Source organism: Gammaproteobacteria bacterium, from assembly GCA_013151035.1.
Classification (GTDB): Bacteria; Pseudomonadota; Gammaproteobacteria; order JAADJB01; family JAADJB01; genus JAADJB01.
The window spans coordinates 105,452-127,707 of the sequence record JAADJB010000008.1 but is presented as its reverse complement, the minus strand read 5'-3'; the positions used below and the strand labels follow the sequence as shown (position 1 = coordinate 127,707).

Below are 22,256 nucleotides of genomic sequence, written 5' to 3'. Positions count from 1 at the left end.
GCAATCCCTGTCTACTCATCCTCATTACACATGCCTTTCAGCACCATATCAGTCAGACTAACAATACCAATAATATGATTCCCACTCACTACAGGTGCCCGAGACAGACCAAAACGATCAAATAAACGTGCACAATAGCGAATATCCATATCAGGATGAACCGTAAGCACGGGCTTACTCATCACCTCGTAGATATTAATACGCTCCGGCGAACGATCCTGTGCCAACACCTGTCGGGCAATATCAGCCAGCATCACCATACCATACTCATCATCTTCATCGCGTTTATCCACAATCAAACTCTTGGTCTCAATATACTTCATCTTGTTCAAGGCTTCACTGACAGTCGTCATACCATCAACCATGTCATATTTAGCCTTCATGACATCACGCACACAGAATCGTTTTTTATCATTCATAGTTGTTCCTCTACTTTCTCGGTAAGACTATTTATCTGATGACTCACACCCACCGCATCTTCCACATCAATTTGAAAGGCAATTCCTGTCCCCGGTTTACTTTCAAACTCACCAATCTCTGAAATAGTCTCCAGAATGGTTCGACTTAAATGTTCTTCAACCAGGAATAACAACATATCGCGTTGTGTCTCCAGGCTTAAACCTAAAAAGGTCTTGGTCTTTTCCAACCCTTCACCCCGAGCGTGATTAATCACCGTAGAACCCGTTGCTCCCGCCTTTCTAGCTGCATCAAGAACATCTTCCGTCTTATCATCCTCAATCAATGCTATCAATAATTTAAAATGCATATCTTTCTCCGCAAGTTTTATTACTCATTAAGATTTTTATTCCTTCTTGACCACCATTCGCTTAATTGCGCATAGACCATCACCGAAATAATCGGAAATAGACTGGCAAAGGCAATCAAACCAAAACCATCCAGCAGGGGGCTTCGTCCAGGTACTGTACTTGCCAAACCCAGACCGAGGGCAGCAACCAAAGGCACGGTTACCGTCGAGGTCGTTACACCACCGGAATCATAGGCAAGAGGGATAATCATACGTGGTGCATAAAAGGTCTGGATAATCACAATGACATAACCGGTAATAATATAATAATGTAATGGGGTTCCGGTAATAATCCTGAACACGCCCAGGGTAAGACCAAAAGAAACACCAACCGCCACGGCAATACGCAGCCCCCAGACACCAATGACACCACCCGAGACATCCTTTGCCTTGATGGCTACCGCCAATAATGCCGGTTCAGCCACTGTCGTAGCAAAACCAATCGCTGCAGCAAACAGATAGACCCACGTATAATCAGACCAGTGCAGAATATAACTCGGCAAATGATCATCACCCAGGAGAAAACGGGTATCCGTTAACTGCTTTGCCATAAGTTTACCTAGTGGAAATAAGGCATGTTCCAACCCTTCAAGAAAAAAGGTTAAACCAATCAACACATAGACAAAGCCGACACACACCTTGCCCAGATTAGGTATCGGACGACGAATAACCAGCAGTTGAAAACCAAAGATAATAACGGCAATCGGCAACACATCCTGTACCGTCTGCCAAAAAACCATGAGTAACTCGATAAGCGACTGCATTACATAATCATCCCGTAAGCAAGCACAAAGATAATCGGCATCAAGGAGGCAAAGGCAATCAGACCAAAACCATCAACCATCGGGTTACGCCCCTTGATCGATAGCGCCAGACCCACCCCTAATGCAGTCACCAGCGGGACAGTAATCGTCGAGGTTGTTACCCCACCGGAGTCATAGGCAATACCAATAATCTCTTTAGGTGCAAACCCGGTCATAATAACGACCAGCGTATAACCTGCCATAATAAAATAATGCACTGGCCAGCCCATGACAATACGAAACACACCCAGTATCAGGGAAAAACCAACGGATATTGCCACGGTAAAACGTAGACCTGAGGCATAAGCCTTTGTTGCCTCATCACTGCCAGCAATAACCCCGGCATCAGCGGCAACCGCTGCCGCCTCATTAGCCACAGCAATTAATGCCGGTTCTGCCACTGTAGTACCAAAACCAAGGGCAAATGAAAAACACAGCAACCAGAACAAACTTCCTTTTTTAGAAAAGGCATAGGCCATGGATTCACCAATCGGGAACAGACCCAGTTCAAGACCTCGTACAAACAGGCTCAATCCGATCACCACAAAAACCACACCCATTACAATATCCAACAAATCAGGAATCGGCTGTTGAATCACAAGCAACTGAAAGAATGCAATCACCAGAATTATCGGTAAAAGATCCGCAATACTACCGCGCATTGATAAAAACAAGGCTAAAAATTGCTTTTTCACAGAGGCTTCTATATCCCTTAAGTATTAATAGCATGGAAGCTTTGCATGAATCAGATTTTCTTTCAAGACAAGACTGAATACACTTGCTACAATCTCAATCTATCTACAAGAAATCTAATCATCGAAGGAATATCCATGTCTGAACATACCACAGAATCAGGACTGCAATATGACGATCTCACTTTAGGTGACGGTCAACTGGCAACCGGTGCCGGACAGACGGTAACGGTGCATTATACCGGCTGGTTGGAAGATGGTACCGAGTTTGATTCCAGCGTAGCGCGTAATGAACCTTTTAATTTCCCTCTTGATGTGGGTTATGTTATTCGCGGCTGGGATGAAGGTGTTAAGGGTATGAAGATTGGTGGCAAACGAAAATTAACCATCCCTTCAGATCTTGGCTATGGACCACAAGGTGCTGGTGGTGGTGCCATTCCAGCCAATGCAACCTTGATCTTCGAAATTGAGTTACTTGCCATTTCTGAATAATGCATTCTCAAGCAGATAAAGAATATATTTCAAATAGTGTCACCCGAGCCTTGCAGGAAGATATTGGCTCCGGAGACGTTACTGCGGCACTCATCCCTGCCGATCACATCAGCCAGGCCAGGGTCATTACCCGTGAACCCATTGTTCTCTGTGGTTGTGAATGGTTTGAGCAAACACTGCAAGAGATTGATGAGACGATAGCTATTCACTGGCACTATCAGGATGGAGATATCATCGCAAAAAATGAAATGCTATGCACACTACAGGGGAATTCCAGGAATTTGTTAAGCGGTGAGCGAACTGCCCTGAATTTCCTGCAAACCCTGTCCGGCGTAGCAACCTTATCAAGACGTTATGCTGATCAGGTATCCGATACAAAAACGCAGATACTGGACACCCGCAAGACTATTCCCGGCCTCCGACTGGAGCTAAAATATGCAGTTAAAACAGGAGGCTGTAAAAACCATCGCACTGGACTGTACGATGGCATCCTTATCAAGGAAAATCATATCCAGGCAGCAGGGGGTATCGTGAAGGCCATACAGCAGGCTCAAAAACTGAAGACAGGACTCTTCATAGAGGTCGAGGTTGAGTCACTGGATGAGCTCCGTATCGCCATTGATAATGGGGCTGAACGTCTGTTATTAGACAATTTTAGCCTGGCACAACTGGAAGATGCAGTTAAAATCAATGATAATAAAGCCTCATTAGAGGCATCCGGCGGTATTACGCTGGAAAACATATCTGCGGTTGCCGCTACCGGAGTTGACTGGATCTCAACCGGTAGCCTGACCAAAAACATACAGGCTGTCGATCTTTCGATGCTATTCGAGTAGTGCGGGAACCGTGAATAAAATACCTGACGACAAATATTCTGAAATCCTGCAAGTGCCACCTCTTCCCGCTGTGGCACAAAGACTCATCTATGAGGCTGGGCGTGAAGACATTAATATCCACGAACTAGCGACCATCATTCAACTTGACCCCGGACTCACGACCCGCATCATCGGTTTAGCCAACTCAGCCTATTTTGGTTATCGCGATAAGATATATACCATTGTTGATGCCATTATTCGTGTATTAGGTCTGAATCTGGTTAAAAATCTCGCCCTCGGTATCGCCTTGAATAAACCCTTCAATAGTAAAAAGTGCCAACACTTTCATATTGACCACTATTGGTATCAATCCATAGAGACCGCCTCGTTATGTGCCGGTCTAGCACCTTACATTGGCCGTTCTAAAGAACAGATTCACAGTGTTTATCTCGCCGGTTTAATCCATAACCTTGGCCGACTGATATTGGCACATAGCTTTCCTCAACAGATGGACAAGATTTTATCCAGTTGTAGCAACATGGATGAAGATGTCATTATTAACATGGAATCTATAGAAATCGGAATCAACGAATACCAGGCAATCACCTCTCTGGTGAAGTCCTGGGAATTGCCCGAAGATATTATTTGTATGATTGAATATCAGTCTGATCCCGCATACCGGGGAGATCACTGGAAAGAGGCTACATTAATCCGTTATTGCTCCAATGTATCAAACCTGATGTATCACAACCCGGAAGTGATCTTTGAGAATGAAGATTTGATTGAAGACATTAATATCAAGGAATTAAAAAAGGAACGCATACTCAAGGAAATCAGCAAGCTCTGTATGCAGGATAAAAAGAACCGAACAATGGCTCAATCCCTTGCCGAATAAGGTCGATAAGCTATTTAACCACGGTTAGTTGCGGCTTACCGGGCTTTTTACTAGCATCAGGCCCTGGTTCTGGTGGCACAGGATTTTCATTCTCTTCTATGGAAAAAACCATTCCCTTACCATTCTCCTGCGCATAGACTGCAAGGATCGAGGCGATTGGCAAGAAAATATCGGTTGTTTTACCTGAAAAACGCGCACTAAAACTAATAAATTCATTACCCATAGAAAGATTTTGTACGGCTAACGGATTAATATTCAGAGTTAATTGTTCATCCTTGATATGCGCACTCGGCACCTCTACCCCATCAACCCCGGTGTTCACCAGGATATAAGGGGTATACTCGTTATCCATAATCCACTCATAAAGAGCACGGATTAAATAGGGACGACTCGAGGTCATTTAGTCCATCATCTCTTCTTCGATCTCTGTCAGACTTTCTTGAAAATCTTCCCGATCAAACACTCGATTGGCATATTCAAGCACAGCCCGCGCCTGTTTGGGCAGCTCAATATCGTATGATCTCAAACGCCACAACAACGGTGCCAGACAACAATCAACCAGACTGAGATCATCATTAAGAAAATAAGGCTTAGCGGCAAAAACTTCTGCACTAGAGGTCAGGCTATCACGCAACATCTTACGAGCCTTGTTTGCAGCCTTCTCATTTTTCCCGGTCAATGCCTCCAGCAGACCATACCAATCCTTGTTAATTCGGTAAATCATCAATCGAGACTTTGCTCTAGATACCGGATCAACTGCCATCAATGGCGGATGTGGAAAACGTTCATCTAGATATTCCATAATAACCTGAGAACCATATAGCACCAGATCCCGGTCAACCAGGGTTGGCACCGTACGGTAAGGATTCAGATCAATCAGATCCTCCGGTGGATTATCCAGATCAACATCATTAATCTCAACCGTGATACCCTTAACAGCCAACACTAATCGAACCCGATGGCTATAAGGACAACTCGCCTCGGAAAATAACGTCATTATCGATCGACGACTCGCTACAACAGCCATTAATGAATATCCTTCCAGTACTCTTTCTTCAACAAATAGGCAATAACAAGGAATATGGCAAGAAAGATCAAGACCTTTATACCCAATGCCTGACGTTCTAACTGTATCGGTTCGGCGATATAAGACAGAAAACTCACCAGATCCAACACTGCTGCATCATACTCCTCAGGACTCATTGTACCGGGTGTTTCAAGTGCCAGTTTCTCAATCACCTGTATACCATTAACCGTCTCATAGACAGGAACCTGTATACCCTGTAGTTCCCACAGGACATTAGGCATACCCACATCAGCAAACACACGATTATTAACACCAAACGGACGTGAATCATCCTTATAGAAGGAACGCAGATAGGTGTACAACCAATCAACCCCGCGTGAACGGGCAACCAAGCTCAAGTCAGGGGGTGCAGTACCAAACCAAACGGTTGCATCAGCAGCAGGCATAGCAGAATTCATATGTTCTGCAATCTTCGCATTGGCCGGCATCAGGGTATCCATAATCTCGGTCTCACTCAGACCCAGACCCGCTGACATCTGGTTATAACGCATATAACCCGCAGAATGACAGCCCATGCAGTAGTTAACAAACATCGTTGCACCACGTTGCAGTGACTGTTGATCGGAGACATCCACCTTGGCATGATCCAGGTGTCCACCGGCGGACGCAAGGCTGGCGGCTGAAAAAAACAGGCTCACAAAAGCTAATAAAATTTTACTTTTCATTTGAATGTCACCCTTTCTGGAACAGGCTTGGTCTTGTCCATCTTCGTGTAAATTGGCATCAACAGGAAGAAGGCAAAATAGATAATAGAACAAATGCGTGAGATCATCGTTAGCGTTGGATTAGGTGCTTGCATACCTAACCAACCCAGGATGAAGAAGCTGACCACAAACAAGGCCAACGCCGTCTTGTAAATACCACCACGATAACGAATAGACTTCACAGGACTACGATCCAGCCATGGCAGGAAGAACAACACCACAATGGCAGCACCCATAGCAACAACACCCAGGAACTTATCAGGCACTGCACGCAAGATCGCATAGAATGGCGTGAAATACCATAAAGGCGCAATATGCTCCGGTGTCTTCAGCGGATTAGCAGGAACAAAGTTATCCTTCTCCAGGAAGTAACCACCCATTTCCGGCATGAAGAAGATAATCAGCGAGAAGAACATCAGGAAGACAACCACACCGACAATATCCTTAACCGAATAATAGGGGTGGAATGGAATGCCATCCAGAGGGATACCATTTTCGTCCTTGTGCTTCTTGATCTCTACACCATCCGGGTTATTAGAACCGACTTCGTGTAATGCCAGGATGTGAGCAACAACCAGACCCAACAGAACAATCGGCACAGCGATAACATGGAAGGCAAAGAAACGGTTCAGGGTAACATCCGATACAACGAAATCACCACGAATCCATAATGCCAGCGCATCACCAATACCCGGGATAGCACCAAACAGGGAAATAATCACCTGTGCACCCCAGTAAGACATCTGACCCCAAGGTAACAGGTACCCCATAAAGGCCTCTGCCATCAAGGCAACATAAAGGAACATACCAAAGATCCATATCAATTCACGTGGCTTACGGTAAGAGCCGTACAACAGACCACGGAACATGTGCAAATAGATCACAACAAAGAAGGCCGAAGCACCGGTCGAGTGCATATAACGCAATAACCAGCCCCACTCAACATCACGCATGATGTATTCAACCGAGGCAAAGGCCAGCTCAGCATCCGGTTTGTAGTTCATCGTCAGCCAGATACCGGTAATGATCTGATTAACCAGCACTAACAGTGCCAATGAACCGAAAAAATACCAGAAATTGAAATTCTTGGGCGCATAATATTCAGCCAGGTGTTCATTCCACAACTTGCTTAGAGGGAAACGTGCATCAACCCAACCGAGTAAATCCGTCATTTTATTACTCATTATGCGACTCCTTTATCTTGACCAATCAGGATTCTGCTATCACCCATATAATAGTGCGCAGGGATGACCAGATTAGTTGGCGCAGGCACACCGCTGTATACGCGACCGGCAAGATCAAAACGTGAACCATGACAAGGACAGAAGAAACCCCCCTTCCACTCAGGCCCAAGATCAGCCGAAGCCACCTCTGGACGATAGGTTGGCGAACAACCCAGGTGCGTACAGATACCAATCGCAACCAGATACTCTGTCTTAATAGCACGGAACTCATTCTTCGTATATTCAGGCTGAATCGACTCATTGGATGCCGGATCACGCAATGAGGACTCAATGGCCTTCATGCCTGCCAGCATCTCTGGCGTACGGCGCAGAATCCAGACCGGCTTGCCACGCCATTTAACACGGATCATTTGCCCCGGCTCAATCTTGCTGATATCAGCTTCTACGGGGGCGCCTGCGGCCTTGGCACGCGCACTGGGTTGCATCGAGGCAACGAAAGGAACGGCAACAAATGCAGCTCCTACGCCACCTACGACGGTAGCAGCCACGGTTAAAAACCGACGTCGGCTATTATCTACACCATCTGTACTCATGGGGGATTTTCTCCACTCGATTGAACAACTATACGATAAAACAAACAGACCCGTACCACGCCGAATCCACAAATCCTGTAAAATTCGAATCCACACAACAGATCCGAGCTTGGGGGCACATCATACAGGATTTAGCACATAAAATTAATGTTATTAAAGGAAAAAAATTATAATTTCATGATAAATATCAGTCAAACTGAGATCTTTGCATAATAGATTCACAAGTAAAAACAGCTTAAACCCTGCTGCTTTTCGTTAGAAAACTTGTCAATATCCAGATATTAACTGCGTTTCCTGCCTCTATCATGCAAAGGTCTCAGACTGGATTATCAATATCAATAAAGTAGTGAGTCAGTGAAAAATGTTGCGCCAGATACTCACCCAGAGCCTGCACACCATAGCGTTCAGTGGCATGGTGACCGCAAGATAAGTAGTGAATTCCACGTTCCCGCGCAATATGCACCGTTGGCTCTGATATCTCACCACTAATGAAGGCATCAACCCCCAGATCGGCCGCCTGATCAATATAAGACTGGGCCGCACCACTACACCAGGCAAGCGATTCAATCTGTGCCGGCCCGTCGCCGACACACAAAACATCCCTTTCCAGACTCTGACCAATATGGTCAGCCAACTGCTCAATCGACATCTTATGCTCCAGACACCCACTCATCAGCAAGCCATCCGCAGCCGTAGCCTGCCGGATAAACCCCAGGCGTTCAGCCAACTGAACGTTGTTACCCAGGCGGGGATGCGCATCCAGTGGCAGATGATAGGCCAGTAAACTGACATCTGCGGCCAATAGACTGGCAATTCGACGACGTTTTATACCTGTAATCCTCGCATCCTCACCTTTCCAGAAGTAACCATGATGAACCAGCAATGCATCGGCACCCATAGCAACCGCCTCATCAATCAATGCCTGGCTCGCCGTAACCCCCGTCACCAGGGTCTTGATCTCGGATCGCCCCTCTATTTGTAGCCCATTAGGGCAATAATCATTAAATTGACCCACCGCCAGCAGATCATCCAGGTGATGCAGCATTTCATGCAAGGTAATCATTAGGCAAGGAACCTCTGGTTAATTAATTCAATTTTTGTAATTATAACCCCTATCAACCAACAATCACCCTCAACAACCGGGCGCTCTATGAAAAAACAATTCTATTCAGGTTTTATTATCCAGTCCATCCTGACCGGACTCGCTACAGCAGGTCTCCTGCTACTGTTATGGCCTGAACTTATCTCTCGCCCCCCTGAATTGGTTGAGATCCAGCAAGTGGCACCGCATACCCGACCCGCCGGTAGCGGCCCGGTATCCTACGCCGATGCCGTCGCTATCGCAAAACCCGCCGTGGTCAACATCTATACTCGCAAATTGGTCACCGAACGTCGACAGTTAATGTTCAACAACCCGATCATGCAATATTTCTTTGGCAAGAATCTCTCACAACAACGCCAACGTCTACAAACCAGTCTCGGATCAGGCGTTATTATTAGCACACAAGGTTACATCCTGACCAATAATCACGTCATTGCCGGTGCCGATCAAATTAAGATCCTACTCGCCGATGGTCGTACCGTGCAAGCCAGTGTTGTCGGTAGCGATCCTGATACCGATCTATCGGTTTTACAGATTAATCTCGATAATCTACCCAGCATCATTATTGGTGAATCCAATAGCCTGCGTGTTGGCGATGTCACCCTTGCCATCGGCAACCCATTCGGGGTGGGACAAACCGTCACTCTCGGCATTGTTAGTGCCAAGGGCAGAAATCAGCTCGGCATCAATGCCTTTGAAGACTTCATCCAGACTGATGCCGCCATCAACCCCGGTAATTCCGGTGGTGCATTAATCAATGCCTATGGTGAATTAATTGGTATCAACACCGCCATCTTCAGCAAGTCCGGGGGATCACAGGGCATTGGTTTTGCCATCCCGGTCAACCTTGCCAAAGACATCATGAAACAGATCATTGAACATGGCAGTGTGGTGCGTGGATGGCTCGGCATTGAGGCACAGGATCTGAATGCCGAACTGGCAAGATCACTCTCGTTCAAGGGTAATCATGGTGTACTGATCTCCGGTATTTTTCGTAATGGCCCGGCTCATCTGGCCGGTCTTCAACCGGGCGATATTATTACCCATATCAACAATAAAGCGGTCAGTAATGCACGCAATACCATGAACCAGAACTCACGCCTGAAACCGGGAACCACCATTCAGCTACGCATTGTGCGCATGGGTAATGAGTTTGAAAAACAGGTTCGTTTAATTCGTCGCCCGCAGCAGGAATAAATAAAAAAATCACAGCTAGGGTGCTACGAAGGGGTAGGGTGCGTATTACGCACCAAAACCATCTTCAACGCCTGCACAAATGCCTTGTTCTCATCAACTGTCCCCACCGTAACACGCAGACAATCCTGTAACAGGGGGTGGCTACCATGTAGATTCTTGATCAGGATCTTGTGCTCATCACGTAGGGCCTGGTGGATCTTATCGGCAGCACTTTGTGGAACACGTAGCAGAATAAAATTAGCCTCACTGGGAAAGGCATGCAGTCCAGGAAGATCGCCCAACTGTTCGAATAATCCGGCACGATCATTACGAATCATCGCGGTCTGCTGATCCAGCACCTGATGATGTTCAAGGGCAAACTCGGCGCTTATCTGGGTTAATACATTAATATTGTAGGGCAGGCGAATCTTGTTGATTTCCTGTATCCACTCGGGGGCACCGGCCAACAGACCCAGGCGCAGACCTGCCAGACCCATCTTGGATACGGTACGCATCACCAGCACATTATTATATTGCCCCAATCGAGACATATAACTGTGCTCGGTAAATGCGGCATAGGCCTCATCAATCACCACCAACCCCGGTGCCTGCTGAATGATTTGTTCAATATCACCCTCATGATACAAGTTACCGGTTGGATTATTGGGATAAGCAAGAAAAATTAGTGCCGGTTGATGTTGCTTAATCGCCGCCAGCATCGCAGACATATCCAGTTGAAAGTCATCATCTTGTAATGGCACACCGATGTATTCAACATCCAGCATAGTTGCCAGCATCTTGTACATGACAAAACCCGGCTCTGGACTCATTACCGCACCCTGCCCGGCAACCGCCATAATCAACATCTGTATCAATTCATCAGAGCCATTACCCAGCACCAGCGACATGCCATCCGGCACTGCCATCACTGCCGCTAGTTGCTTCATTAAGTTTTTAGCTGAAGGATCGGGATAACGGTTAATCGGGGCATCGTGCAGACGTTGCAACCAGACATCACGCAAATCACTCGACCACTGATAAGGGTTTTCCATTGCATCCAGTTTGATGTAACCCTCAGCCGAGGCAACAGAATAGGCTGATAGTGCCCGTATCTGCGGTGAGATAATGCGCTGAATAATATCCTTACTCGTGGTCAATATTACACCCTCTTTATTTCGCATCTTCGACACGATAGGCCGCTGAACGGGCATGAGCCACCAACCCCTCGCCTTCCGCCAACACCACCGCCGTCTTACCCAGTGTTGCCGCACCTAACGCTGAACAATTAATCAGGCTACTACGCTTCTGGAAATCATAGACCCCCAGTGGTGATGAGAAACGTGCGGTACGCGAGGTGGGTAATACATGGTTAGGCCCGGCACAATAATCACCCAGTGCCTCAGCCGTATAACGTCCCATAAAGATTGCACCCGCATGACGAATATCCTGTTCCAGTGATTCTGGATCAGCTACCGATAATTCCAAATGTTCAGGGGCAATATAATTGGATATCTCAACCGCCTGCTGCAAATCTTTCACCAGGATCAGGGCACCGCGCGTACTAATCGACTGTTCAATAATGACTGCCCTTGGCATGGTCTTGATCAGGCGTTGAATACTTGCCTCAACCTTATCCAGAAAACCCTCATCCGGTGATAACAGAATCGCCTGTGCATCCTCATCATGCTCCGCCTGTGAGAATAGATCCATCGCAATCCAGTCCGGGTCAGTATCACCATCACAGATCACCAGGATCTCCGAAGGCCCGGCAATCATATCAATACCGACATCACCAAATACCAGCCCCTTGGCGGTTGCCACATAGATATTACCCGGCCCAACAATCTTGTCTACCTGCGGGATGGTATCCGTCCCATAGGCTAGTGCCGCCACGGCCTGTGCCCCACCAATGGTAAAGACACGATCAACATCTGCTACTGCTGCCGCCGCCAGAACCAGTTCATTCACCACACCACCGGGTGTCGGCACCACCATAATCAACTCAGCGACCCCCGCCACCCTGGCTGGAATTGCATTCATCAATACAGAAGATGGGTAGGCTGCCTTGCCACCCGGCACATAAAGACCGACCCGATCCAGCGGGGTAATCTTCTGTCCCAACAAAGTACCATCCGCCTCGGTATAAGACCATGATTCTATCTTTTGATGTTCTGCGTAGGCACGCAAACGTTGTGCCGATAACTCCAGTGCCTCACGCTGTTCAACAGGAATATTTTTCAATGCCTGCTGAATCCGTTGTGGCGATATTTCCAGATCTGCCACCGCATTCACTTTCAATTGATCAAAACGCGTAGTGTATTCCAGCAATGCCACATCACCTCGCTTCTTGATATCAGCAATGATTGATCTGACCGTCTGATTAATTTGGTCATCGGCACTCGCCTCCCAGGATAATAAATTATCCAGACGGCTTTGGAAGTCATCCTGGTTTGCGTTTAACCGTTTGATATTCATACCTGTTCCTGTTTCATGGTGCGTAATACGCACCCTACCGTTACCAATAACCACAAGAGGCAGGGATTGCTCCTCTTTAGCAGAGACCCTTGCCCGCAGGGATGCGGGCATGGAGCCTACACGGACGTATTCACGGCGTGTCTCTGATAAAGAGGAGCGATTCATGCCTCGAACTCACAGCATTTCTTTGGTGCGTGGTACGCACCCTACCATTTGTTTCTGGTGCGTAATACGCACCCTACCTTCTAGCTGTAACTGCCTCTTCAAGCTGCTCAATCAACTTAACCACCCGCTCATGCTTCATCTTCATCGATGCCTTGTTCACAATCAGGCGTGAGCTAATATTCGCAATTAATTCGGTTGCTGCCAGACCATTAGCCTTCAAGGTATTACCCGTATCAACCACATCCACAATACAATCAGACAAACCAACCAGAGGAGCCAACTCCATCGAACCATATAACTTGATGATCTCAACCTGCTGCCCCAACGAGGCATAATAACGTTTGGCACTCTCCACATATTTGGTCGCCACTCGCATCGGCGCACGCGGTTCCGGTTTGCCTTCGGGCACCGCCACCATCAGACGGCAACAGGCAATATTTAGATCCAGCGGCTCATACAGACCGGCACCACCATGTTCCATCAAGACATCCTTACCTGCCACACCGACATCCGCCGCACCATATTGCACGAACACGGGCACATCCGAGGCACGAATAATCACTAGCTTAATATCATCGTGATTGGTATCCAGAATCAGTTTGCGACACTTCTCGGGATCATCCAGTGGGACAATACCGGCATGTGCCAGTAATGGCAGTGTATCCTTAAATATTCTGCCCTTGGAAACCGCAATTGTTAGTTGATCTTTCATATTTATTCACTTTAGAAAAGTCTAATTAATTATCACCACCACCACCCCCTTAAACTCAAGAGAAGGGCGATTCATGGCTCGAACTTATCAAGCACATTTTTTCAGTTAAAAGCATATCATCCCGGCACCCGACGAATAGTCGCACCCAGCTGAGATAATTTTTCTTCAATACACTCATAACCACGATCAATATGATAGATGCGATCCACTACCGTATCACCATCAGCCACTAGACCTGCCAGCACCAGACTTGCCGATGCACGCAGATCGGTTGCCATCACGGGAGCCGCTGTCAGGCGTTCAATACCCTGAGTAATCGCAGTATTACCTTCCACACGAATATTAGCCCCCATACGCTGCATCTCCTGCACATGCATGAAACGATTTTCAAAGACCGTTTCAGTAATCATACCGGTACCCTCAGCGATACTATTCAAGGCAGTAAACTGCGCCTGCATATCAGTCGGAAAGGCGGGATACGGCGCAGTATGAATATCAACCGCCTGTGGGCGCTTACCCTTCATATCCAACTCAATCCAGTCATCCCCCAATGTAATATCAGCACCCGCCTCTACCAGTGTCTGTAATACAGAATCCATAATGTCCGGGCGTGTATCCTTCAACTTAACACGCCCTCCGGTCATTGCTGCTGCCACCAGATAGGTTCCGGTCTCAATACGATCCGGCAACACCTCATAACTGGATCCCGACAGGCTATCAACACCCTCAATCTCAATACGATCCGTACCGGCACCACCAATCTTCGCGCCCATAGCATTCAGGAAATCAGCCAGATCCACGACCTCGGGTTCACGCGCGGCATTCTCGATCACCGTATCACCCTCGGCCAAACAGGCGGCCATCATCAGATTCTCGGTACCCGTCACCGTAATAATATCCATAACAATACGGGTGCCTTTAAGTCTGCCAGAACGCGCCCGGATATAGCCTGCTTCAACCTCGATCTCGGCACCCAGGGCTCGTAGCCCTTTAATATGCACATTAACAGGACGTGAACCAATCGCACAACCACCGGGTAAAGATACATCAGCACGACCATAACGGCTTAATAACGGCCCCAGTACCAGGATGGAAGAACGCATTGTTCGTACCAGTTCGTAAGGGGCATGAAAGGTTTTAATAGTTGATGAATTAACCTCAATGCTCATACGTTCACCCAGCACCAGGCTCACACCCATACCACCCAATAACTCCATGGTTGTTGTTACATCGTGCAGGTGAGGAATATTCTCAACACGCACCGGGCCGTCCACCAACAAAGTTGCTGCCATAATTGGCAATACCGCATTTTTAGCCCCGGAGATACGTATCTCACCGTCTAGACTCACACCACCACTGATAATTAATTTATCCACAAAACACCTGCAAAGACACTCATTTAATCTCGAAGTTTATAGCCACTACGCAACATTATAAGGCAAGCGACTGATATTAAAATAAAAAACCCAAACACCACAGAAAAACTTAACCATGGTGATATATCTGACACACCCAAAACACCATATCTAAAACCATCTATCATATAGAAAAATGGATTAAAACGGGAGATATCCGCCCATATTTCGGGCAAACTATGAATGGAATAAAATACCCCACTCAAAAATGACAATGGCAGAATAACGAAATTCTGAAACGCCGCCAATTGATCAAACTTCTCTGCCCATATCCCGGCAATAATGCCTAATGCGCCTAATACCGCGCTACCGATGATAGAAAACACCAATAACCATAAAATACTATAGTAAGGTAGGCTAACAAAAAACACCGATACTAGACATATCCCGGCACCAACCAACAAACCACGCATCACCGCAGCCGCAACAAACGCCAGATAAAAACCACTCACTGATATAGGTGACAACAATAAAAAAATCAGATTGCGGGTCATCTTGGACTGGATCAGGCTGGATGAACTGTTGGCAAAGGCATTTTGAATAACGCTCATCATAATCAAACCCGGCACCAGAAATTCACCATAGGATATACCCGGATAGACCTGCACACGTTCTTCCATCACATGGGAAAAGATCAACAGGTATAACAGCGCTGTAATCACCGGTGTCAATATGGTCTGCACAGTCACCTTCATGAAGCGCAAGACTTCCTTGGAAAACAGGGTATAAACACCACGCCAGTGATTCATATCAAATGCGCTCCGCACGATGTCCGTGGGTCAGTTTAAGAAAGACATCTTCCAGTGTCGGTTCCTTCATCTTTAGATCAAGGATTTCAATGCCGGCTTCCTTAATCGTATCGAGCACCTGCAGGATGGGATCTTCCGTCCGGTGTATACGTAGCACCCTTTGATCACCACTGGACTCCAGTTGTTTTTTCTGTAGTTCCGGTGGCAACACATCATTCTTATTCTTTAACGTCAGACATAGCAGACGATAAGGATACTGTGATAACAAGTTTTTAGTATCATCCAATGCACACAGGTGACCTTGATCAAGAATGGCTATACGCTCACATAAATGTTCTGCCTCTTCCAGATAATGGGTGGTTAGCAACACCGTGTGCCCCTGCTGATGTAGACGTTGAGAGAACTCCCACAAGGCCTTGCGCAAATCAACATCAACACCGGCAGTTGGTTCATCCAGCACAATAACGCGCGGATGATGAACAAGTGCCTGGGCAATCAAGACACGACGCTTCATACCACCGGAAAGGCGACTAATATTCTCATCGGCCTTATCTGACAGACTCAATGTCTCTAGCAATTCACCAATCCAGGCATGATTTTCCTGACCAAAACCAAAATACCCGGATTGCAGATGTAATATCTCCTGCACAGTAAAAAACGGGTCATAGGCAATTTCCTGAGGCACCACACCCAACATCTGGCGCGTGGCACGATAGTCCTGCACCACATCCTGACCAAACACCTTGATGCTACCCGAACTAGCTCGCAACAGACCCGCCATAATATGAATCAAGGTTGATTTTCCTGCCCCATTCATACCCAATAAGCCAAAAAACTCACCTTCATTAATCACAAAATCAATATCATCCAGTGCTTGAAGATGGTCAAATCGTTTTGATAAATGACTAAACTGAATAGCGCTAGACATGCCTATGATCCTGTGTCTGAAAATAGGATACTATCAAGATCACTTAGCTCGGCAATTGATCGCATTTGTGCGCTCGGATCAAGAAAACGAATAGCGATGCCCTGCGTCTTGAATAGACGCATCCAGCTCAACAGTAAAACCAACCCGGCGCTATCCACCCGCCTGACCGCATCCAGCTCAATGCTCACGCCATCGATAACGGGCACCTGTGCGTAAAACAACTGATTCAGCTCCGCCACTGACGACAGGGTTAACCCACCGGTAAGCCTGAAACGATACTCAGAGATTGATTCCAGCCCAGCCAGGGTCATATCAATTCTTCTTACCATTCTTGGCTGCTAACTCACGAATAAGCCAGTCGATGCCATGCTTACGGATCTCGGAACCAAAGGTTGTACGGTAATTGGAGACCATACTGATCTCATCAATCTTGACATCAAAGATCTTCCATTCATTGTCCTTTTGATAAAGACGATAGGATATTGGGATAGGAAATGCCCCGGCCTGCTCTATCTCGACCCGAACCGTGACCTCCCCCCTTTTTGATGGCCCTTTCATCGGCAAAAAAACCAGTTCCTGACCCTTATATTCCAGTAAGGCTGCGCTATAGGTTCGCACCAACATCTGCTGAAATTCAACAACAAAACGTTGCCGTTGTTTGACACTTGCCTTACGCCAGTATTTTCCCAGCACCCAACGTGACATACGCCAGAAATCAAAGGTAGGAACAACGACATCCACCACCAGGTCATAAAGCTTACCCGGTTGAGTCCGAATTAACATCTCCTCCTGCCTGAATCGCTCAAGCAACTGATCTGTTGCCTCTCTTATTATTTTCTGCGGGACAGGTTCCATCTGTGCAGCATGGACGTTGACATGCAGAGCCATCATCAATAGACCTAAAAAAAACAATTTACCCTGTACAAGAGACATCAATGCTGAACCCCTGTCACATTATCCAGGCGCAGGACATAGATATTATAATCATTCACCATTTTCAGATATTCACTATGTGCCAACACATAGGATTTAAATGCCTCAATGACCTTGGTCGACTCTTCAAACCCAGCTTCAAAGTCCGAATAACTACTGATCATCCAGCGTCTCCCCGCACGACTGGCAAGGCGCATCTCTTCCACCGCACGATAATGTGCAAGCACCTGGTAATATTGCTCTTCAACCTCAAACGGAATCCCGATACGGGCATAGGAACGTTTGGCTATCAACGCATCCAACTCAGCCTGGGCACGCGCAACTCTAGCCGACTGCACACCATCTGACCAGTCCCACTTGAGACCCAACACAGGAGTAGCCGCATAATGATTAAACGGGTCAATCACATAAGGGTTTTTTAATTCATCACGATTGGTTGCATTAGCAAATGAGGCAATAATACCAGTGTATATATTCGGCATTTTGTCGGCTTTCTTTGCCAGCACCAAGGCACGGCGGGCACGTAAACCTGCCTTTAACTGATCAATCTCAGGGCGCTGCGTCAAGGCCTTGTCACGCAATTCATCCAGATCCATATCCGGTAAGGGTAAGGGACGAATTTTGCGATCAACCAGTTCCAGCGTTTCATCATGCGCCACGCCCAACAACAAGTGTAAACCCGACATGGCAATATTCTCAATTGCCTGGGCTTCGGCCAGATAACGATTCAATGTTGCAATCCCTGTCTCCAGAGCAAACTTGTCCGATTGCTTGACTTGCCCACTATCAGAATCCAGCCAGCTATTCACCAGATCCAGCGCCTTATCCAAACGCTTACTGACATCCTGCAATAGATAACGCGTATCACGTGCCGCAAGATAGCCATAATAGGCCGTTGCCACATCAAGTCGGGTCTGATTTCTTTGCAAAGACACATCGCCTCGTTTCACATCAACGTTACCCTGGGCAGCCTCAGCATAGTTAGAGACCTTACCAAAGGTATACAACGGTTTAATGAGTTTGACCTGAACCGAGGTCCATAATGAAAGACCATCATTAAAATCATAGACATCCCTGCGCAAGGGGCAGGGAGAAACACAGGTCTTAGCACCATTCTGATATAAGCCACCCTCCACTCCGGGCACAATGCCCATAAAAGCATTAGCATCGATAAAGAAATCATCACTACCCAATGCCTCTTTCAACAAAGCGCGGGCGGCTGCAACATTGTGCTTACGTTCCTGAATTCGGGGATCTTGTTGCAGGGCGCGGTCAATAGCCTGTTGCAGAGTGAATTTCTCAGCAACTGATGGCGTAACAGGCAACAAAAAGGCCAGTAAAAAAATAAAAAAAACTTTCAACCCTATTGACCCTCTGCCTGCTTAAACAGAAATTGACCAATCATCTTTTCCAGCACTATTGCCGATTGAGTCATGGACAGATGGCTGCCATCAACCAGGACGGCATCTTCCCCTCCTGGATCAAGCGCAATATACTGCTCGCCTAATAAACCCGAGGTATAAATCATTGCTGAGGTATCAATTGGAAAACGTCGAAAACGGTCGTTAATTTCCATGATTACCACCGCTTCAAAATCTTCATCATTATAATTAATAGCAGTCACCTTACCAATCTTGACACCGGATACAGTCACCGGTGCTCGCACCTTCAAACCACCAATATTCTCGAAATTGGCCGATATCTGATAGCCATTATTTTCGATCAATGAACCCAGATTACTAACCTGTAAAGCAAGTACCAGCAAGCCAGCCAAACCCGCTGCCACAAACATCCCCACAGTAATCTCTAATAATCGTTCTCTATCCATAATCTATTAATAATCCCCGAACATCAGCGCAGTCAGAACAAAATCCAGTGCTAATACTGCCAGCGAACTATGCACCACAGTACGTGTAGTTGCAGCACTGACACCCTGAGAGGTTGGCACGCTGTCGTAACCCTCAAAAACCGCAATCCAGGTCACCACAAAACCAAACACAACACTCTTGATTATCCCATTATAAACATCTTCATACAAATCAACTTTGGCCTGCATCTGTGACCAAAAGGCACCACTATCGACACCCAGCAGACCAATCGCGACAAAATACCCACCAAACACCCCGACTGCGGCAAATATAGCTGTTAACAGAGGTAATGAAATAAAACCCGCTATCAACCTTGGGGCAATTACGCGTTTGATGGGATCAACCGCCATCATCTCCATCCCTGACAACTGTTCAGTGGCCTTCATCAAGCCAATTTCAGCCGTTAGTGCAGAACCTGCCCGACCGGCAAATAATAAACCCGCAACCACCGGACCTAACTCACGCACCAGTGATAACGCCACCAGCACACCCAGCGACTCCTCTGCACCAAAATCGACCAGGGTATTATAACCTTGTAAGCCCAGAACCATACCAACAAACAGACCCGAAACAATAGTAATCAGTAACGATAAGACACCCAGATTATGTACCTGAGCAATAACCAGGCGACCTCTGCCAAGGACGTAACCCAGCCCCCACAGAATTTTAAACAAGAACAGGTGAGCACGCCCCAGACGCATAAAAAAATTTAATCCTTTGCGCCCCATCCAGGCAAAAGCATCCAGCAAATGAGATAGCGATTTATTCATGTCTCTGATGCAAATAACTCAGTAGAAAAGTCAGGCGCAGGATAATGAAAAGGCACGGGGCCATCCGGCATACCCTGTAAAAATTGTTTAACCCAGGGTGAACCTGAATCACCGAGTTGATCGGATTTACCCTGCTCAACAACCCGACCCTCAGAGATCAGGATAATATGATCAGCGATAGCCAGAGCCTCGCGCACGTCATGGGTCACAATAATCGAGGTAATATCCAACGCTTGATTCAGACTGTGAATCAATTGCACCAAAATACCCATCGAGATCGGATCTTGCCCAGTAAAAGGCTCATCATACATCACCATGGTCGGATCAAGGACAATCGCCCGCGCCAGAGCAACCCGCCGCGCCATACCCCCGGACAGTTCTTCCGGCATCAAATCTCGTGCACCACGCAAGCCCACTGCCTGTAACTTCATCAACACCAGATCACGAATCATTATTTCTGCAAGATCTGTGTGTTCACGCAAGGGAAAAGCTACATTCTCAAACACACTTAAATCTGTTAACAAGGCACCGCTTTGAAACAACATCCCCATACGCTGACGCAATTGATACAAACGACGGGTATTCAAACGGGCAACATCCTCACCCAGCACATGGACACTACCCGAAGAAGGCCGTAACTGCCCACCCATTAGGCGTAACAAGGTCGTCTTACCGGTTCCACTGGGACCCATAATCGCTGTTATTTTCCCGCGTGGAATGGAAAAGCTGATATCCTCGAATATCCGCCGTTGTCCACGGGAGAAGCTTACATTTTTGACATCTACGATGCTATTGCTATCCATAGCTAGGCATTATATCTAAAATGGGGACGGAGGGATTATTATTTAATCCCTCCGCTCCCTATTTTGATGTAAAATCCGGTCGTGGCATTAACAAGAGAAAATAAATAGTGATACTTTACATAGCCACCCTGATTGGCGGTTTTATTCTATTGGTTTGGGGTGCAGAACGTTTTGTTCACGGTGCTGCTGCCTGTGCAAATAACCTGGGCATTTCCCCGTTAATAATAGGCCTGACTGTTGTTGGTCTGGGCACATCAGCCCCTGAAATGCTGGTTTCTGCGGTAGCAGCCATGCAGGACAATACCGGTCTGGCAATTGGTAATGCCATTGGCTCCAACATTGCCAATATCGGTCTTATTCTTGGCATTACCGCATTAACTACACCTCTTATCGTTAATTCCAGCATCATTAAACGTGAACTCCCTGTGCTGTTAGCGATAACAATTCTAGGTTATGTATTACTGATTGATGGTGAACTGGGTTTTATCGATGGATTAATCCTGATAGCCACACTCATACTATTCCTCAGTTGGCTGATCATCAGCAGTCTGCAGCAACGAAAAACGGATGTCATTGAACAGGAATTCAGTGAAGAAATCCCTACCGATATGAGTACAGGTCGCGCCCTGTTCTGGCTCGTTATTGGTATGATCGTCTTGCTCCTTAGCTCCAAACTACTGGTATGGGCCGCAGTCGAAATCGCCACCACATTAGGGGTTAGTGACCTTATTATCGGTCTGACTATCATCGCTCTGGGCACCAGTCTGCCTGAACTGGCAGCATCCATCGCCAGTGCCCTTAAAAATGAGCCCGATATTGCTATTGGCAATATTATTGGCTCCAACATATTCAATATTCTTGCCGTACTCAGTATCCCCGGCCTAATCAACCCAGGCGGCTTTGCCAGTGTAGTCATCAGTCGCGACTACCCCATTATGCTGATCCTGACCATTGTGCTGATCGCATTGTCCTATGGCTACAGGAAAAATGGCTGTATTACTCGTGTAGAAGGGGCTCTTTTATTATTCGCTTATGGTGCTTACCAGACCCTGTTATACTTCAATGCTCAATAAATAGTAAATGAGACCAG

At 46.8% G+C, this 22,256-nt stretch carries 27 protein-coding genes; 5 read left to right on the top strand and 22 right to left on the bottom strand.

The annotated features are described in order from the left end of the window. Nucleotides 1–11: 11 nt before the first annotated feature. The 4 genes from GXP22_01345 to GXP22_01330 are packed head-to-tail and all read right to left on the bottom strand — an operon-like array spanning nt 12 to nt 2,270. Nucleotides 12–419, bottom strand: coding sequence for a CBS domain-containing protein (locus GXP22_01345; GenBank protein ID NOX08131.1), 408 nt, complete (start codon nt 417–419; stop codon nt 12–14). After that, nucleotides 416–766 (bottom strand): P-II family nitrogen regulator, encoded by a 351-nt coding sequence (locus tag GXP22_01340; GenBank protein ID NOX08130.1) that lies wholly within the window; start codon nt 764–766, stop codon nt 416–418. The genes GXP22_01345 and GXP22_01340 overlap by 4 nt, the downstream gene beginning before the upstream one ends. Before the next feature lie 20 nt (nt 767–786). After that, nucleotides 787–1,569, bottom strand: coding sequence for a DUF1538 domain-containing protein (locus GXP22_01335; GenBank protein ID NOX08129.1), 783 nt, complete (start codon nt 1,567–1,569; stop codon nt 787–789). Then, the gene (locus GXP22_01330; protein ID NOX08128.1) at nt 1,569–2,270 is read right to left on the bottom strand and encodes a DUF1538 domain-containing protein; all 702 of its coding nucleotides are present in this window, start codon (nt 2,268–2,270) and stop codon (nt 1,569–1,571) included. The genes GXP22_01335 and GXP22_01330 overlap by 1 nt, the downstream gene beginning before the upstream one ends. Nucleotides 2,271–2,438: 168 nt before the next feature. Here GXP22_01330 and GXP22_01325 point away from each other — a divergent pair, with 168 nt between their 5' ends. The 3 genes from GXP22_01325 to GXP22_01315 are packed head-to-tail and all read left to right on the top strand — an operon-like array spanning nt 2,439 to nt 4,502. Next, nucleotides 2,439–2,792, top strand: coding sequence for an FKBP-type peptidyl-prolyl cis-trans isomerase (locus GXP22_01325; protein NOX08127.1), 354 nt, complete (start codon nt 2,439–2,441; stop codon nt 2,790–2,792). Next, nucleotides 2,792–3,628, top strand: a complete 837-nt coding sequence (gene nadC / locus GXP22_01320) for a carboxylating nicotinate-nucleotide diphosphorylase (GenBank protein NOX08126.1) — start codon at nt 2,792–2,794, stop codon at nt 3,626–3,628. The genes GXP22_01325 and nadC overlap by 1 nt, the downstream gene beginning before the upstream one ends. A gap of 10 nt (nt 3,629–3,638) precedes the next feature. Then, nucleotides 3,639–4,502 (top strand): HDOD domain-containing protein, encoded by an 864-nt coding sequence (locus GXP22_01315; protein ID NOX08125.1) that lies wholly within the window; start codon nt 3,639–3,641, stop codon nt 4,500–4,502. Between the two features lie 10 nt (nt 4,503–4,512). Here the strand turns inward: GXP22_01315 and GXP22_01310 are convergent, their stop codons facing one another. The 6 genes from GXP22_01310 to GXP22_01285 form a co-directional block, all read right to left on the bottom strand. Beyond that, nucleotides 4,513–4,902: a ClpXP protease specificity-enhancing factor gene (locus GXP22_01310; GenBank protein ID NOX08124.1), complete on the bottom strand. Its 390-nt coding sequence runs from the start codon at nt 4,900–4,902 to the stop codon at nt 4,513–4,515. Further along, nucleotides 4,903–5,529 (bottom strand): stringent starvation protein A, encoded by a 627-nt coding sequence (locus GXP22_01305; GenBank protein ID NOX08123.1) that lies wholly within the window; start codon nt 5,527–5,529, stop codon nt 4,903–4,905. After that, the gene (locus tag GXP22_01300; GenBank protein ID NOX08122.1) at nt 5,529–6,254 is read right to left on the bottom strand and encodes a cytochrome c1; all 726 of its coding nucleotides are present in this window, start codon (nt 6,252–6,254) and stop codon (nt 5,529–5,531) included. The genes GXP22_01305 and GXP22_01300 overlap by 1 nt, the downstream gene beginning before the upstream one ends. After that, complete coding sequence (locus tag GXP22_01295) at nt 6,251–7,465, bottom strand: cytochrome b (protein ID NOX08121.1); 1,215 nt, start codon at nt 7,463–7,465, stop codon at nt 6,251–6,253. Before GXP22_01295 ends, GXP22_01300 begins: the two co-directional genes overlap by 4 nt. Before the next feature lie 11 nt (nt 7,466–7,476). Beyond that, on the bottom strand, nt 7,477–8,070 hold the full coding sequence (petA, locus tag GXP22_01290) for a ubiquinol-cytochrome c reductase iron-sulfur subunit (GenBank protein NOX08120.1): 594 nt from the start codon (nt 8,068–8,070) through the stop codon (nt 7,477–7,479). Nucleotides 8,071–8,386: 316 nt separating this feature from the next. Next, nucleotides 8,387–9,130: a Nif3-like dinuclear metal center hexameric protein gene (locus GXP22_01285; GenBank protein ID NOX08119.1), complete on the bottom strand. Its 744-nt coding sequence runs from the start codon at nt 9,128–9,130 to the stop codon at nt 8,387–8,389. Between the two features lie 90 nt (nt 9,131–9,220). Here GXP22_01285 and GXP22_01280 point away from each other — a divergent pair, with 90 nt between their 5' ends. After that, nucleotides 9,221–10,369 (top strand): trypsin-like serine protease, encoded by a 1,149-nt coding sequence (locus GXP22_01280; GenBank protein ID NOX08118.1) that lies wholly within the window; start codon nt 9,221–9,223, stop codon nt 10,367–10,369. 23 nt (nt 10,370–10,392) lie between these two features. Here the strand turns inward: GXP22_01280 and GXP22_01275 are convergent, their stop codons facing one another. From GXP22_01275 to GXP22_01220, 12 genes are all read right to left on the bottom strand, one after another. After that, the gene (locus tag GXP22_01275; GenBank protein NOX08117.1) at nt 10,393–11,529 is read right to left on the bottom strand and encodes a histidinol-phosphate transaminase; all 1,137 of its coding nucleotides are present in this window, start codon (nt 11,527–11,529) and stop codon (nt 10,393–10,395) included. Next, nucleotides 11,519–12,823, bottom strand: a complete 1,305-nt coding sequence (hisD, locus tag GXP22_01270) for a histidinol dehydrogenase (protein ID NOX08116.1) — start codon at nt 12,821–12,823, stop codon at nt 11,519–11,521. The genes GXP22_01275 and hisD overlap by 11 nt, the downstream gene beginning before the upstream one ends. A gap of 238 nt (nt 12,824–13,061) precedes the next feature. After that, nucleotides 13,062–13,700, bottom strand: coding sequence for an ATP phosphoribosyltransferase (locus GXP22_01265; GenBank protein ID NOX08115.1), 639 nt, complete (start codon nt 13,698–13,700; stop codon nt 13,062–13,064). Nucleotides 13,701–13,816: 116 nt separating this feature from the next. After that, on the bottom strand, nt 13,817–15,076 hold the full coding sequence (gene murA, locus GXP22_01260; GenBank protein ID NOX08114.1) for a UDP-N-acetylglucosamine 1-carboxyvinyltransferase: 1,260 nt from the start codon (nt 15,074–15,076) through the stop codon (nt 13,817–13,819). A 23-nt stretch (nt 15,077–15,099) separates the two neighbouring features. Then, nucleotides 15,100–15,864, bottom strand: coding sequence for an ABC transporter permease (locus GXP22_01255; protein ID NOX08113.1), 765 nt, complete (start codon nt 15,862–15,864; stop codon nt 15,100–15,102). 1 nt (nt 15,865) lies between these two features. Continuing rightward, nucleotides 15,866–16,792, bottom strand: a complete 927-nt coding sequence (locus GXP22_01250; GenBank protein NOX08112.1) for an ABC transporter ATP-binding protein — start codon at nt 16,790–16,792, stop codon at nt 15,866–15,868. A 2-nt stretch (nt 16,793–16,794) separates the two neighbouring features. Further along, the gene (locus GXP22_01245; GenBank protein NOX08111.1) at nt 16,795–17,121 is read right to left on the bottom strand and encodes an STAS domain-containing protein; all 327 of its coding nucleotides are present in this window, start codon (nt 17,119–17,121) and stop codon (nt 16,795–16,797) included. After that, a complete protein-coding gene (locus GXP22_01240) occupies nt 17,105–17,725 on the bottom strand; it encodes an ABC transporter substrate-binding protein (protein ID NOX08110.1) in 621 nt (206 codons plus the stop codon). Before GXP22_01240 ends, GXP22_01245 begins: the two co-directional genes overlap by 17 nt. Continuing rightward, nucleotides 17,725–19,086, bottom strand: coding sequence for a TolC family protein (locus GXP22_01235; protein ID NOX08109.1), 1,362 nt, complete (start codon nt 19,084–19,086; stop codon nt 17,725–17,727). The genes GXP22_01240 and GXP22_01235 overlap by 1 nt, the downstream gene beginning before the upstream one ends. A 2-nt stretch (nt 19,087–19,088) precedes the next feature. Continuing rightward, complete coding sequence (gene mlaD / locus GXP22_01230; GenBank protein ID NOX08108.1) at nt 19,089–19,553, bottom strand: outer membrane lipid asymmetry maintenance protein MlaD; 465 nt, start codon at nt 19,551–19,553, stop codon at nt 19,089–19,091. A 6-nt stretch (nt 19,554–19,559) separates the two neighbouring features. Then, a complete protein-coding gene (gene mlaE / locus GXP22_01225; protein NOX08107.1) occupies nt 19,560–20,342 on the bottom strand; it encodes a lipid asymmetry maintenance ABC transporter permease subunit MlaE in 783 nt (260 codons plus the stop codon). A gap of 17 nt (nt 20,343–20,359) precedes the next feature. Continuing rightward, complete coding sequence (locus tag GXP22_01220) at nt 20,360–21,166, bottom strand: ATP-binding cassette domain-containing protein (protein NOX08106.1); 807 nt, start codon at nt 21,164–21,166, stop codon at nt 20,360–20,362. Nucleotides 21,167–21,273: 107 nt separating this feature from the next. Here GXP22_01220 and GXP22_01215 point away from each other — a divergent pair, with 107 nt between their 5' ends. Beyond that, nucleotides 21,274–22,239: a calcium/sodium antiporter gene (locus GXP22_01215; protein NOX08105.1), complete on the top strand. Its 966-nt coding sequence runs from the start codon at nt 21,274–21,276 to the stop codon at nt 22,237–22,239. Nucleotides 22,240–22,256: the final 17 nt, after the last annotated feature.

Coding starts and splice junctions, on each gene's coding strand:
- GXP22_01310 (NOX08124.1), bottom strand. CDS start 4,902: ATGACCTCGAGTCGTCCCTATTTAATCCGTGCTCTTTATGAGTGGATT.
- GXP22_01300 (NOX08122.1), bottom strand. CDS start 6,254: ATGAAAAGTAAAATTTTATTAGCTTTTGTGAGCCTGTTTTTTTCAGCC.
- GXP22_01220 (NOX08106.1), bottom strand. CDS start 21,166: ATGGATAGCAATAGCATCGTAGATGTCAAAAATGTAAGCTTCTCCCGT.
- mlaD (NOX08108.1), bottom strand. CDS start 19,553: ATGGATAGAGAACGATTATTAGAGATTACTGTGGGGATGTTTGTGGCA.
- nadC (NOX08126.1), top strand. CDS start 2,792: ATGCATTCTCAAGCAGATAAAGAATATATTTCAAATAGTGTCACCCGA.
- GXP22_01325 (NOX08127.1), top strand. CDS start 2,439: ATGTCTGAACATACCACAGAATCAGGACTGCAATATGACGATCTCACT.
- GXP22_01265 (NOX08115.1), bottom strand. CDS start 13,700: ATGAAAGATCAACTAACAATTGCGGTTTCCAAGGGCAGAATATTTAAG.
- GXP22_01340 (NOX08130.1), bottom strand. CDS start 766: ATGCATTTTAAATTATTGATAGCATTGATTGAGGATGATAAGACGGAA.
- GXP22_01275 (NOX08117.1), bottom strand. CDS start 11,529: ATGCGAAATAAAGAGGGTGTAATATTGACCACGAGTAAGGATATTATT.
- hisD (NOX08116.1), bottom strand. CDS start 12,823: ATGAATATCAAACGGTTAAACGCAAACCAGGATGACTTCCAAAGCCGT.
- GXP22_01250 (NOX08112.1), bottom strand. CDS start 16,792: ATGTCTAGCGCTATTCAGTTTAGTCATTTATCAAAACGATTTGACCAT.
- GXP22_01295 (NOX08121.1), bottom strand. CDS start 7,465: ATGACGGATTTACTCGGTTGGGTTGATGCACGTTTCCCTCTAAGCAAG.
- GXP22_01330 (NOX08128.1), bottom strand. CDS start 2,270: ATGCGCGGTAGTATTGCGGATCTTTTACCGATAATTCTGGTGATTGCA.
- GXP22_01280 (NOX08118.1), top strand. CDS start 9,221: ATGAAAAAACAATTCTATTCAGGTTTTATTATCCAGTCCATCCTGACC.
- GXP22_01245 (NOX08111.1), bottom strand. CDS start 17,121: ATGGTAAGAAGAATTGATATGACCCTGGCTGGGCTGGAATCAATCTCT.
- GXP22_01255 (NOX08113.1), bottom strand. CDS start 15,864: ATGAATCACTGGCGTGGTGTTTATACCCTGTTTTCCAAGGAAGTCTTG.
- GXP22_01335 (NOX08129.1), bottom strand. CDS start 1,569: ATGCAGTCGCTTATCGAGTTACTCATGGTTTTTTGGCAGACGGTACAG.
- GXP22_01240 (NOX08110.1), bottom strand. CDS start 17,725: ATGTCTCTTGTACAGGGTAAATTGTTTTTTTTAGGTCTATTGATGATG.
- GXP22_01345 (NOX08131.1), bottom strand. CDS start 419: ATGAATGATAAAAAACGATTCTGTGTGCGTGATGTCATGAAGGCTAAA.
- GXP22_01305 (NOX08123.1), bottom strand. CDS start 5,529: ATGGCTGTTGTAGCGAGTCGTCGATCGATAATGACGTTATTTTCCGAG.
- petA (NOX08120.1), bottom strand. CDS start 8,070: ATGAGTACAGATGGTGTAGATAATAGCCGACGTCGGTTTTTAACCGTG.